This window comes from Streptomyces sp. NPDC056503 (assembly GCF_042794995.1).
GTDB lineage: Bacteria > Actinomycetota > Actinomycetes > Streptomycetales > Streptomycetaceae > Streptomyces.
On record NZ_JBHTST010000023.1, the window covers coordinates 66,218 to 78,168 of the forward strand.

At 72.1% G+C, this 11,951-nt stretch carries 11 protein-coding genes; 5 read left to right on the forward strand and 6 right to left on the reverse strand.

The genetic code is table 11. The annotated features are described in order from the left end of the window. The first annotated feature begins 421 nt into the window (after window positions 1–421). The 3 genes from ACFQ8C_RS10020 (at window position 422) to ACFQ8C_RS10030 (ending at window position 3,385) form a co-directional block, all read left to right on the forward strand. Entirely contained in the window at window positions 422–1,144 is a 723-nt protein-coding gene (locus ACFQ8C_RS10020) for a transglycosylase SLT domain-containing protein (protein ID WP_383454249.1), read from the forward strand. Between the two features lie 100 nt (window positions 1,145–1,244). Then, entirely contained in the window at window positions 1,245–2,708 is a 1,464-nt protein-coding gene (locus ACFQ8C_RS10025; protein WP_383454251.1) for an AI-2E family transporter, read from the forward strand. After that, a complete protein-coding gene (locus tag ACFQ8C_RS10030) occupies window positions 2,705–3,385 on the forward strand; it encodes a hypothetical protein (RefSeq protein WP_383454254.1) in 681 nt (226 codons plus the stop codon). Before ACFQ8C_RS10025 ends, ACFQ8C_RS10030 begins: the two co-directional genes overlap by 4 nt. Before the next feature lie 69 nt (window positions 3,386–3,454). Here the strand turns inward: ACFQ8C_RS10030 and ACFQ8C_RS10035 are convergent, their stop codons facing one another. The 3 genes from ACFQ8C_RS10035 to ACFQ8C_RS10045 are packed head-to-tail and all read right to left on the reverse strand — an operon-like array spanning window position 3,455 to window position 4,663. Then, window positions 3,455–3,988, reverse strand: coding sequence for an alkyl hydroperoxide reductase (locus ACFQ8C_RS10035; RefSeq protein ID WP_383454257.1), 534 nt, complete (start codon window positions 3,986–3,988; stop codon window positions 3,455–3,457). Between the two features lie 2 nt (window positions 3,989–3,990). Then, window positions 3,991–4,545 carry a peroxiredoxin gene (locus ACFQ8C_RS10040; RefSeq protein WP_169087318.1) on the reverse strand — a complete coding sequence of 185 codons (555 nt, stop codon included), beginning with the start codon at window positions 4,543–4,545 and terminating at the stop codon, window positions 3,991–3,993. Continuing rightward, the gene (locus ACFQ8C_RS10045) at window positions 4,529–4,663 is read right to left on the reverse strand and encodes a cytochrome c3 family protein (RefSeq protein WP_383454287.1); all 135 of its coding nucleotides are present in this window, start codon (window positions 4,661–4,663) and stop codon (window positions 4,529–4,531) included. Before ACFQ8C_RS10045 ends, ACFQ8C_RS10040 begins: the two co-directional genes overlap by 17 nt. 15 nt (window positions 4,664–4,678) lie before the next feature. On the opposite strand from ACFQ8C_RS10045, the gene ACFQ8C_RS10050 reads away from it, so the two are divergent. Continuing rightward, window positions 4,679–5,653, forward strand: coding sequence for a LysR substrate-binding domain-containing protein (locus ACFQ8C_RS10050; protein ID WP_383454261.1), 975 nt, complete (start codon window positions 4,679–4,681; stop codon window positions 5,651–5,653). 142 nt (window positions 5,654–5,795) lie between these two features. Here ACFQ8C_RS10050 and ACFQ8C_RS10055 read toward each other — a convergent pair whose 3' ends face one another. The 3 genes from ACFQ8C_RS10055 to ACFQ8C_RS10065 are packed head-to-tail and all read right to left on the reverse strand — an operon-like array spanning window position 5,796 to window position 9,351. Beyond that, window positions 5,796–8,159: an FtsX-like permease family protein gene (locus tag ACFQ8C_RS10055; RefSeq protein ID WP_383454264.1), complete on the reverse strand. Its 2,364-nt coding sequence runs from the start codon at window positions 8,157–8,159 to the stop codon at window positions 5,796–5,798. After that, on the reverse strand, window positions 8,147–8,830 hold the full coding sequence (locus ACFQ8C_RS10060; RefSeq protein ID WP_383454267.1) for an ABC transporter ATP-binding protein: 684 nt from the start codon (window positions 8,828–8,830) through the stop codon (window positions 8,147–8,149). The genes ACFQ8C_RS10055 and ACFQ8C_RS10060 overlap by 13 nt, the downstream gene beginning before the upstream one ends. Beyond that, complete coding sequence (locus ACFQ8C_RS10065; protein ID WP_383454270.1) at window positions 8,827–9,351, reverse strand: PadR family transcriptional regulator; 525 nt, start codon at window positions 9,349–9,351, stop codon at window positions 8,827–8,829. Before ACFQ8C_RS10065 ends, ACFQ8C_RS10060 begins: the two co-directional genes overlap by 4 nt. A 294-nt stretch (window positions 9,352–9,645) precedes the next feature. On the opposite strand from ACFQ8C_RS10065, the gene ACFQ8C_RS10070 reads away from it, so the two are divergent. After that, window positions 9,646–11,898 (forward strand): transglycosylase domain-containing protein, encoded by a 2,253-nt coding sequence (locus ACFQ8C_RS10070; RefSeq protein WP_383454273.1) that lies wholly within the window; start codon window positions 9,646–9,648, stop codon window positions 11,896–11,898. The last annotated feature ends 53 nt before the right edge of the window (window positions 11,899–11,951 follow it).

An 11,951-nucleotide genomic window follows, 5' to 3' on the forward strand; every position in this document is an offset into this window, starting at 1 on the left:
GGGGGCCGGCCCCCTTTTTGGTTGGGTTTTTCTTTAGCTACCATTGTTCCGCCTTCGGGGTTTTGGGCGCGCCGGGGTTTTCGGTTTCTTGTTGGGGGGCCCCCGCCCCTCTGTCCGCAACATCCGTCAAAACACCTGTGCCCAAAGAGGTGTGAGCTTTCACACGCAACACGGAATTGCCTTGCGGCGTCCGCGTCCGGCAGAGTCTTGCTTCCGTCAGGCCCCGCATACGGCACCCGTGCACCCTCGTCCCTTTCGAAGGCGCACACCCCAGCACCACACAACTCCACAACCGTCGCCGTATGCCGCCCACAGCACCACGGGCCCGTGTCTTCTGTGACCCGGTACGACGAAGACCAGCGCCAGGGGCACGATTTCGCCCGCGTGGTCACCGCTGTGGGCGATGCTGGAAGGAAACCGTGTGAGCCGGATCTCGGTCCGGGGATTCGCGGTGGCGTCAGCCACTGCGGTCACCACCGTCGGTGCCGTCGTCGGAGTTGCCACGGGCAACGCCGCGCAGGCCACTTCGGACGACAACTTCGAGGCCGCCGCGGCCGACAGCACGCTGCTCGCGGACATCCCCGCGGGCGCGCAGGCGCAGGTGCAGGTCGCCTCCCTCGCGGAGCAGGCCGACGTCCAGGCCGCCGCCGCGGACGCCACCGCGCGCAAGAGCGCCGAGGAGGCCGCCCGCTTCCGGGCGGCCGAGGACGCGGAGGCGAAGAAGAAGGCCGCCGACGAGAAGGCCGAGAAGGAGAAGAAGGAGCGCGAGGAGCGGGAGGCCCGCGAGAAGGCCGAGCGCGCCAGCCGCGACGCCGTCCGCGACGCGTCGAGCTTCTCCGCCCAGGGCTCCTACTCGATCTCCGAGGTCAAGGCGATCGCCCGCCAGATGATCCCCGCCTCGCAGTTCCAGTGCTTCAGCAACATCGTGGACCACGAGTCCGGCTGGAACTACCGCGCGACCAACCCGTCGTCCGGTGCCTACGGTCTCGTCCAGGCGCTCCCCGGCACCAAGATGTCCTCGGCCGGCGCCGACTGGCAGTCCAACCCCGCCACCCAGATCAAGTGGGGCCTCAGCTACATGAACGGCCGTTACGGCAGCCCCTGCGGCGCCTGGTCGTTCTGGCAGGCCAACCGCTGGTACTAGACCGGCGCGCGCTCAACCCCGGGAGGCCCCGCACCGTCCTACGGTGCGGGGCCTCCTGCGTGTAGGTTGCCAGGGACCGAACGGGGGGAAGAGGGACGAGATGTCGAGACTGCCACGATGGCTGAACCGACTGGGTGAGGGCATCCATCGCATAGGGGCCGAGCTGGACGCCCGGCGCGCCGAGGCCGCCGAGGGGCCGGAGCCGATCGGACCGGCCGGGCCGACCGGACCGGTCGACGAGCGGACGCCGCCGGCACGGGTTCCGCGGCGCACGCCGGCGGGGGAGAGGGCTTCCGGCGGGACGGCCGCCGAGCCGTCCGCCGCCGGGGACCCCGTCGACGACTCCACCGGGTCCGCCGTCGAGGGCCGTACCGTGCCCGCCCCGCCGGCGTACGCCCCCGCCGTCCCCGCCCGGCCCGACCCGGTCTCCGCGATCCCGTGGGGACTGCGGGTGGCCGGCGAGGCCGGCTGGCGGCTGCTCGTCCTCGCCGGGACCGTCTGGGTGCTGATGCGGGTCATCAGCTCCGTCCAGCTCGTCGTCCTCGCCTTCGTCGCCGCGCTCCTGGTCACCGCGCTGCTCCAGCCCACCGTGGCCCGGCTGCGCACCATGGGCGTGCCCCGCGGGCTGGCCACCGCCATCACCGCCATCTCCGGCTTCGTGGTGATGGGGCTGGTCGGCTGGTTCGTGGTCTGGCAGGTGATGGACAACATCGACAACCTCACCGACCGGGTCAGGGACGGCATCGAGGAGCTCAAGCGCTGGCTCCTCGACAGCCCCTTCCACGTGACCGAGCGCCAGATCAACGACATCGCCAAGAACCTCAGCGACACCATCGGTGCCAACGCCGAGCAGATCACCTCCGCCGGACTCCAGGGCGTGACCGTGATCGTCGAGACCATGACCGGCATCCTGCTCGCCATGTTCTCCACCCTCTTCCTGCTCTACGACGGGAAGAGGGTCTGGGAGTGGACGCTCAAGCTCGTCCCCGCGCAGGCCAGGCCCGGGGTCGCCGGCGCCGGTCCGCGCGCCTGGCGCACCCTCACCGCCTATGTGCGCGGCACCGTCCTGGTCGCCCTCATCGACGCGGTCTTCATCGGCCTCGGCCTCTACTTCCTCGATGTGCCGATGGCCGTCCCGCTCGCCGTCTTCATCTTCCTCTTCGCCTTCATCCCGCTGGTCGGCGCCGTCATCTCCGGTGCCCTCGCCGTCCTGGTCGCCCTCGTCACCAACGGCGTGTTCACCGCGCTGATGGTGCTCGTGGTGGTCCTCGCCGTGCAGCAGATCGAGGGCCACGTCCTCCAGCCGTTCATCCTCGGCCGGGCCGTCCGCGTCCACCCGCTGGCCGTGGTCCTCGCGGTCGCCGCGGGCGGACTGACCGCCGGCATCGGCGGCGCCGTCGTCGCCGTCCCGCTCGTCGCGGTCGCCAACACCGTCGTCGGGTACCTGAAGGCGTGGAGCCAGGAGCCGGCGCTGCTCACCGCCCCCGAGCCGCGCGGTGCCACCGCCTTCGAGGTGGCCCCGACGCCGGCGCCCGGCTCCGTGGAAGGGAAGGGCCGGAAGTGATCTCCGAACCCGAGCTGGAGGGCGGCGCGCCCTTCGAGTCCGTCGAGGTGCTGACCGAGGAGCGCGCGCCGCGCGCCCCGCGCCCACCCCGCGCCCGCAGGCCCTGGCTGTGGGCGCTCGGCGGCGCGGCGGTGGCCTCGGCGGTGTGGGGGGCCGGACTGTACGCGTACGAGCCGCGGGCGGAGGCGACTCCGGATCTGGGCGGGTACAAGACGGTGCGGGACCTGTGCGAGCGGGCCGAGCTGAAGGGGATGGCGGCGGTCCTGGGCAAGCGCGGCGTGGCCGGCGACGGGCCGGAGATGGACGACCCCGCGCTGGAGCAGCGCTCCTGCTCGGTCAACTTCGGCGAGGGCGACCGCGAGCAGACCGTCAACGTCTCGTACACCCTGCACCGGGCGACCGACCCGGGCCCCGAGTTCGCGGCGCTGGCGAGGTACTTCGAACTGACGGAGCCGATCGGCGGCGTCGGGGAGCGGGCGTTCTTCGGCGACCGGGGCGAGGACGGCGGGATGCTGCGGGTGCTCGACGGCCAGGCCGTCCTGGAGATCGAGGTGTCCCGGACGTACTACGAGAGCGAGGACGGCGAGCTCGTCGAGCGGGGCGCGCCCGACCTCTCCGGGGTCGACGTGCCGCTGACCCAGGACGCCCTCGCGCTGATGGCCGCGCTCAAGAAGTAGCGGCGGGTACGGGAAAGGGCCCGGGAGCCAGTGCTCCGGGGCCCTTCCTCCGTACGGTTCCGCCGGGAACTACTCGGCGAGGACGGCTTCCGCGTCCAGGGTGACGGCGACCGCCTGGATCACCGAGGCGATCTTGAACGCCTCCTGGATCGTCTCGCGGTCGACGCCGGCCTTGCGCAGGACCTGCTCGTGCGAGTCCAGGCACTGGCCACAGCCGTTGATCGCGGAGACGGCGAGCGACCAGAGCTCGAAGTCGACCTTCTCGACGCCCGGGTTGCCGATGACGTTCATCCGCAGGCCGGCCCGCATCGTCCCGTACTCGGGGTCCGACAGCAGGTGCCGGGTCCGGTAGAAGACGTTGTTCATCGCCATGATGGCGGCGGCGGACTTGGCGGCCTGGTACGCCTCGGGCTTCAGGTTCGCCTGGGCCTCGGGCTCCAGCTCCTTCAGCACCTTCGGCGAGCGCGAGGCGATCGCGCAGGCGAGGACGGTGCCCCAGAGCTGCTGCTGCGGCAGTTCGCTGTTGCCGATGACCGAGCCGAGGTTCAGCTTCAGGTCCTTGGCGAAGTCCGGTATGGCGGCCTTCAGCTCATCGAGGGCCATGCTCACTCACCGGCCAGGAGCGCACCGGCGTCGAGGGTCGAGTCGCCCTTGTTCCAGTTGCACGGGCAGAGCTCGTCGGTCTGCAGGGCGTCGAGGACCCGCAGGACCTCCTTGGGGTTACGGCCCACGGAACCGGCGGTCACCATGGTGAACTGGATCTCGTTGTTCGGGTCCACGATGAAGACGGCGCGCTGGGCGAAGCCGTCCTCGCCGCGGACGCCGCAGTCGCTCATGAGCTCGTGCTTCGAGTCGGCGAGCATCGGGAAGGGCAGGTCACGCAGGTCGGCGTGGTCCTTGCGCCAGGCGTGGTGGACGAACTCGGAGTCGCCGGAGACGCCGAGGATCTGGGCGTCGCGGTCGGCGAACTCGTCGTTCAGCTTGCCGAACGCGGCGATCTCGGTCGGGCAGACGAAGGTGAAGTCCTTCGGCCAGAAGAACACCACGCGCCACTTGCCCTCGTAGGACTTGTGGTCGATCTGCTCGAACTCCTTGCCGCTCTCCAGCGACACACAGGCAGTCAGGTCGTAGGTGGGGAACTGGTCACCGACAGTGAGCACGCGCTCTCCTTGCAAGACGGAAGGGTCCCTTTTGGGGGCTTCCATGAGGGTTGGACGGATCAACAGCATGGCACGCGGTGCATTGATCAGTGAAATAGCTAGAGTGGGTCGTGTTGATCGAAGGTGGTTATCAGTGGCTTCTCCCTACGGCGCTCAGGGCGCCCCCCAGCGCGCCAAGCAGCCCAGCTTCTCCCAGCTCAGAGCCTTTCTGGCGGTCGCCGAGCATCTGCACTTCCGGGATGCGGCGGCAGCCATCGGGATGAGCCAGCCGGCGCTCTCGGGCGCGGTTTCGGCTCTCGAAGAGGCACTCGGTGTCCAGCTCCTGGAGCGGACCACGCGGAAGGTGCTGCTCTCGCCCGCGGGGGAGCGGATCGCCGTCCGGGCGCGGGTCGTGCTCGACGCGGTGGCCGAGCTGATGGACGAGGCGGAGGGGGCGCGCGCCCCGTTCACCGGCGTGCTGCGGCTCGGGGTCATCCCGACCGTGGCGCCGTACCTGCTGCCGACCGTGCTGCGGCTGGTCCACCGCCGCTACCCGGAGCTCGACCTCCAGGTGCACGAGGAGCAGACCTCCTCGCTCCTGGAGGGGCTGGCCGCCGGCCGGCTCGACCTGCTGCTGCTCGCCGTGCCGCTCGGCGTGCCCGGGGTGGCCGAGCTCCCGCTCTTCGACGAGGACTTCGTCCTCGTCACCGCGCAGGGGCACCCGCTGGCCGGGCGGGACGACATCCCGCGCGAGGCGCTCAGGGAGCTGCGGCTCCTCCTCCTCGACGAGGGGCACTGCCTGCGCGACCAGGCCCTCGACGTCTGCCGGGAGGCCGGGCGCGAGGACGGTGCCGAGGTCACCACCACGGCGGCCGGACTGTCGACGCTGGTCCAGCTGGTGGCCGGCGGACTCGGCGTGACGCTGCTGCCGCGTACCGCCGTCACCGTCGAGACCGCCCGCAACACCGCCCTGTGCACGGGCTCCTTCACCTCCCCCGCGCCCACCCGCCGGATCGCCCTCGCGATGCGGGCCGGCGCGGCCCGTCAGTCCGAGTTCGAGGAGCTGGCCGAGGCCCTGCGCGAGGAGATGGCGTCGCTGCCGGTACGGGTGCTGGGCGCGGGTTCCTGAGACGCGCGGGCGCGGGCTCCCGAAACCCCCCGGTGTCGGGAACCCGCGCCCTGGCGCGCGTACCGCCGTCGCGTTCCGCCGTCGCGTACCGCCGTCCTCCGCGTCCGGCTCGTACATCCGGCTCGTACATCCGCCCGGCGGGTTACTCGGTGCGCAGGCCGTCCGCGCGCATCAGCCGCCACAGCAGCGGCAGGCTCAGCAGGGTCACCGCGGCGATGAGCGCGGCGCCGATGCCGACGACCGGCAGGAAGACCCCCCAGTCCTGCACCGGTTGGCCGGTCATCGCCAGCAGGACGGAGCCGAGGCCGAGACCGCCGGCCACGGCGAGGGCGAGACCGACGGCGATCGGCACCGCCGTCTGCCACAGCACCGACCAGCCCAGGGTGGTGCGGCGGGTGCCGAAGGCGACGAGCGAGGAGAGCAGCCGCTTGCGGTCCCGCAGCTGTTCCAGCGTCGCGACCAGCAGCGAGGCGGCGACCAGCAGCATCGTGAGCGTCGAGCCGACGAGGATGCCGGTGCGGACGCTGAGGAACCGGGAGCTCTGCTCGGTGTCGCTCAGCCCGCGGACGGTGGCGGTCGGGTCGATCGCCAGGGCCGCGTTCCGTACCAGCTCGGGGGTGTCCGGCAGCTCCGGGTCGAGCCGCACCATCACCTCCGCCTGCGGGTGCTCCAGGCGGGCGGCGTCGATCGCCTTCGGGGTGGCGAGGACGCCGAAGCGGTGCATGCCCGCCGGGTCGGTGCGGGCCGTCACGGTCCGCGTCCCGGACGGGATCCGCCACAGCGGCGGGGTCCCCTCGTGCTCGGCCGGGTCGCGGAGCGCGACCGTCGCGCCGGGGCGGGCCGTCTCGTTGATCCGGGCCGCGTCGGGGGCGTCGGTGGCGCCCTTCGGCGGGACCACCACGAAGACGTCGCCGTCCGCGCAGGAGGCGAGTTCGGCGTACTCGCGCAGCGAGGCGCAGTCGCCGACGCCGAGCGGGGTGATCGGGGAGAACTCCTCGCCCGGCTTGAGGGGGCCGGGCCGGAAGACGTGCGAGTCGATCGTGCCGATCGCGCCGGTGACGCCCTCGACGGCGGTGAGCCGGTCGATCGTCCGGCGGGCCTCGTCGCCGTCCCGGGCGTCCAGCGTGGTGTGGAGCTGGGCCCTGCTGGTGTCCTGACCGGTGTCGGCGGTGAAGTCCCGCTCCATCGCCTGGAAGAGCATCTGGAGCGCGATCGCCCCGGCCGCCGCGACCACGATCCCGCTGACCGCGCGGGCCGCGGTGCCGCTGCTCAGCTGGAGCCGGCGCACGGCGAGCTGCCAGGAGACCGGGCCGCCGCGCAGCCGCTGGACCACCGCCTCGACGAGCCACGGCAGCAGGCCGGTCAGGCCGATCAGGACGAGGACGGTGCCGCCGCCGATGGAGACGGTGTCGATGGCGGTGTCGTCGACCCGGATGCCGCCGACCGTCGGGGCGAGCAGCGCGGCCCCCGCGCCGAGGATCAGCAGCCGCCACCACAGCCGGCGGCGGCGCGGGGTGGAGGTCCGCACCACGCCCAGCGGCTCGATCGCCACCCCGCGCAGCGCGAGGAGGGTGACCACGACCGAGGCGACCGGCACCACGGCGAGGACGAGGAGCGCCAGCGCGGTGTGCGGGACGACGTCGGACGGGAAGGCGTTGACGTCCCAGATCTCGACCGCCCCGGCGAACTGCCGGGCGACCAGGAAGAGTCCGGCGCCGACGAGCAGGCCGAGCAGGGCGCCCGCGAGCGATTCGCCGGCCGCGACCCGCCGGGTGGTGGGGTTGTCCGCGCCGACCAGCCGGAGCGCGGCGAGCCGGCGGTCGCGCTGCTCGCCGCCGAAGCGGGCGGCGGTGGCGATGAAGACGAGGACCGGCAGCAGCAGCACCACGTAGGCGATGACGACGAGGAGGAGCAGGAAGGCGTTCATCGGCTCCTCGGGCACCGACCAGCCGTAGCGGACTCCGCGTCCGTCGTAGTTGTCGGTGGTGAGGAACGCGGCGTGGGCGACGTACCGCAGCTCGTTCGGGCCGATCAGGCCGGCCTCGCCGATCGTGCCGGTCACCTCGTAGGGGAGCCGTGCCTTGAGGAGGGCGCCCTCGGGGGAGTCGAGCAGCCGGGCGAGGGCGGGGGAGACCAGCATCGCGCCCTCGGCGGGCACGCCGTCGGTGCCGGGCGGCACGGCGGCCTCCGGCCCCTCCGGCCTGACCAGCAGACCGGTGAGGCCGGCGCCCCGGTAGGAGCTGTACTGGGTGTAGTGGAGGAAGGTGTCCGGGCCGGGCTTCTCGATCATCCGGTGGGCGGCGTCGGGGGCCCGGGCGGACTCCCTGACCTCCCGCTGGAAGAGCATGTTCGGCAGCGAGGAGGCGAGCAGGAGCAGGGCCACGCCGAAGCCGACGCCGGCGGCGGTGAGCAGCGTGCGGAGGACTCCGGAGCGGCCTCCGGTGACGGCGAAGCGGGCGCCGAGGGCGAGGTCGCGGGCCCAGGCGCGGGGGCTCACGCGGCCCACTCCGCGGACCGGACCGCGCCGTCGCGGACGACGACCTCGCGGTCGGACCAGGCGGCGACGCGGGCCTCGTGGGTGACGAGGACGACGGCGGCGCCGGTGTCCCGGGAGGCGTCGGTGAGCAGCCGCATCACGCGCTCGCCGTTGAGCGAGTCGAGGGCGCCGGTCGGTTCGTCGGCGAAGATCACGCGCGGGGCGGTGACGAGGGCGCGGGCGACGGCGACCCGCTGGCCCTGGCCGCCCGATATCTCGCCGGGGCGCTTGGCCGCGGTGTCGTCGACCTCCAGGCGGGCGAGCCATTCGACGGCCCGGGCCTCGGCGGCCTTCCGCTTCTCGCCGTTGAGCCGGAGCGGCAGGGCCACGTTCTCCACGCAGCTCAGCTCGGGGACGAGCTGGCCGAACTGGAAGACGAAGCCGAAGTCGGTGCGGCGCAGGGCGCTGCGGGCGGTGTCGGAGAGGGCGGTGAGGTCGCGCCCGTCGTAGGAGAGGGTGCCCGCGTCGGGGCGGACGATGCCGGCGAGGCAGTGCAGCAGGGTGGACTTGCCGGAGCCGGAGGGGCCCATGACGGCGACGACCTCGCCCGCGCGCAGGGCGAAGTCCGCCTCGCGGAGCGCGGGGGTGGGGCCGTACGCCTTGGAGAGCCCGGTGGCCCTGAGGAGGGGGGCGGCGGTCATCGGCGGACCTCCTCGGCGAGCCGGTCGAGGCGGGCGGCGGTCAGTTCGAGCCAGCGCAGGTCGGCCTCCAGGTGGAAGAGGGCGTGGTCGCAGATGAGCTGGTCGGCGAGGTCGCCGTCCCTCTTGCGGCGGGTGAGCTCGCGCATCAGGCGCAGGTGCTCGGCGCGCTGGGTGTCGAGGAGTTCGGCGGCCCCGCGGCCGGTCATCAGGGCCAGGACGACCTTGGTGTAGAGCGTGGACTGGAGGTACGGCTCCGGCTTCTCGGGGGTGGCGAGCCACGCGGCGACATCGGTGATGCCGGCGTCGGTGATCGCGTACCGCTTGCGCTCGGGGCCGCCGCCGGGCTCGATGCCGTCGACGACGACGAGGCCGTTCTTCAGGAGGCGGGACATCGTCGAGTAGACCTGGCCGTAGTGGAGCGGCCGGTCGTGGCCGAACCGCTCGTCGAAGGCGCGCTTGAGGTCGTAGCCGTGGCGCGGGCCCGATTCGAGGAGTCCGAGGAGGGTGTGACCGATGGACATGACGTCACTGTACACGGGGTGTATACGCACGTTGTATAGCTGGGCCCGGAGGGTGGGGAGCCGGACTCCCGGACCCCCGGGGCGTGCGCGCGCGGAAGTGGAACCAGTCCTTCACGCAACCATCACGTCCGCCCGGACGTCGGTTCCCCTGGGAGTGGGTGCTGATTCTCACGTCCTGAAAAGGCGGGATCGATTGCCCTATGTCCGCAGTGTCGGTGTTAGCTTGCTGAGCTGATCCGGCGCGCCGGACGACCGGGGACGACGGGACACACGACGAGCGGAGCGACACACGCCATGGGCCGACCGGACGCGAAGGCGAAGAAACGGGGCATACGCCGCCTCTTCACCTGGAAGAAGATGCTGGGCACCTTCCTCCTGCTCTGCCTGCTCGGCATCGGTGGCCTCTACACCGTCTACCTGCTGGTTCCCGTGCCCACGGCCAACGCCGAGGCGACCATGCAGAGCAACATCTACAAGTACGCCAACGGCAAGATCCTCGCCCGCACCGGCGAGATCAACCGCGAGATCGTGGGCCTGGACAAGATCCCGCTCCCCGTCCAGCGGGCCTTCGTCGCCGCCGAGAACAAGACCTTCTACAAGGACAACGGCGTCGACATCAAGGGCACCACCCGCGCCGCCTGGAACACCCTCACCGGCAAGGGCAAGCAGGGCGGCTCCACGATCACCCAGCAGTACGTCAAGAACTTCTACCTGAGCCAGGACCAGACGGCGACCCGCAAGCTCAAGGAAATGGTCATCGCCGTCAAGGTCGACGAGGAGATGTCCAAGTCCGACATCCTCGCCGGCTACATCAACACCAGCTACTACGGCCGCTCCGCCTACGGCATCCAGGCCGCCGCCCGCTCGTACTACGGCACCGACGCCGCCAGGCTCACCACCGCCCAGGGCGCCTACCTCGCCTCGCTGCTCCAGGCCCCCAACCAGTACGACTGGACCTCCGCCAACGCCACCGGCCGCAAGCTCGTCGAGGAGCGCTGGAACTACGTCCTCGACAACATGGTCGAGATGGGCTGGCTCCCCGCCGCCGAGCGCGCCGGCCTGGAGTTCCCCGTCCCGCAGGCGCCCAAGCCCCTCCCCGGCATGGAGGGCCAGACCGGCTACATCGTCGAGGCCGCCAACCAGGAGCTGATGCGCCAGGGCGTCAGCGAGGAGGACATCAAGGCCGGCGGCTGGACGATCACCCTCAACATCGACGAGCGGAAGCAGAAGGACCTCGTCGCCGCGGTCGACAAGGAGCTGGAGGACAAGATCGACCGCAAGGGCGACAAGAAGGCCGCCACGGTCCAGGCCGGCGCCACCTCCGTCGACCCGAAGACCGGCGCGGTCGTCGCCCTGTACGGCGGCGTCGGCGCCACCGAGCACTGGATGTCCAACGCCACCCGGCGCGACTTCCAGCCCGCCTCCACCTTCAAGCCGATCGTCCTCGCCTCCGCCCTCGACAACGAGGCCGTCACCCAGGACGGCCGCGAGATCGGCCTGCGCACCGTCTACGACGGCACCAGCAAGCGCCCCGTCGTCGGCAGCGAGATCCCCTACGCCCCGGAGAACGAGGACGACTACTCGTACGGCCCCGTCTCCGTCCAGCGGGCCACCGACAAGTCCATCAACTCGGTCTACGCCCAGATGATCGTCGACGTCGGCGCCGAGAAGACCAAGAAGACCGCCCTCGCCCTCGGGCTGAAGGACGGCCAGGACTTCGAGCCCACCCCCGCCATGGCACTCGGCACCATGGGCGCCTCCACCCTCGACATGGCCGGCGCCTACGCCACCCTCGACAACCACGGCGCGAAGGTCACCCCGACCCTCGTCAAGACCGCCCAGCACCACGACCGCCGGGTCGAGGCCGTCCGGCAGGGCGGCGAGCAGGTCATCAGCCGCCGGGCCGCCGACACCGTCACCAAGGCCATGAAGGGCGTCGTCGAGAACGGCTCCGGCTTCCGCGCCGCCGGCGACTACGAGGCCGCCGGCAAGACCGGCACCTCCGAGAACAACCGCTCCGCCTGGTTCGTCGGCTACACCCCCGAACTGGTCACCGCCGTCGCCCTCTTCGGCGAGGACACCTCCGGCAAGATCGCCGAGCAGGTCACCCTCACCGACACCATCGAGCCCGGCCGCGCCAACGGCGGCCGCGTCCCGGCCAAGATCTGGGGCGAGTACACCGAACGCGCCCTGAACGGCGGCTCGGACACCGCGTTCGACCTGGAGACCAGCGGCGGCGACGGCGGTGGCGGCGAGCCGACCGGGACGGGTTCGCCCACCCCGACCGAGGAGCCCACCCAGGAGCCGACGGAGACCGCCACGACCCCGCCGGCCCGCACCACCACCGCGCCGACCCCGCCGCCGACCTCCCCGACGACGGCCCCGCCGACGCCCACCGAGGCCCCCACCACCACGTCGCCGGACCCGACCGGGGAACCCACCCGGGAGCCGACCAACACGGCGACGGTCCAGCCGCCCGACCCCGAGGTCCCGGACGGCGACGAGGGCGCCGCCCCGCCCGACCGCACCACCCGGCAGCCCCGCTGACCCCCTCGTACCCCGGTACGTGACGAAGGCCGGCCCCCGGGTGGGGGCCGGCC

Coding starts and splice junctions, on each gene's coding strand:
- ACFQ8C_RS10025 (WP_383454251.1), top strand. CDS start 1,245: ATGTCGAGACTGCCACGATGGCTGAACCGACTGGGTGAGGGCATCCAT.
- ACFQ8C_RS10035 (WP_383454257.1), bottom strand. CDS start 3,988: ATGGCCCTCGATGAGCTGAAGGCCGCCATACCGGACTTCGCCAAGGAC.
- ACFQ8C_RS10060 (WP_383454267.1), bottom strand. CDS start 8,830: ATGACCGCCGCCCCCCTCCTCAGGGCCACCGGGCTCTCCAAGGCGTAC.
- ACFQ8C_RS10065 (WP_383454270.1), bottom strand. CDS start 9,351: ATGTCCATCGGTCACACCCTCCTCGGACTCCTCGAATCGGGCCCGCGC.
- ACFQ8C_RS10070 (WP_383454273.1), top strand. CDS start 9,646: ATGGGCCGACCGGACGCGAAGGCGAAGAAACGGGGCATACGCCGCCTC.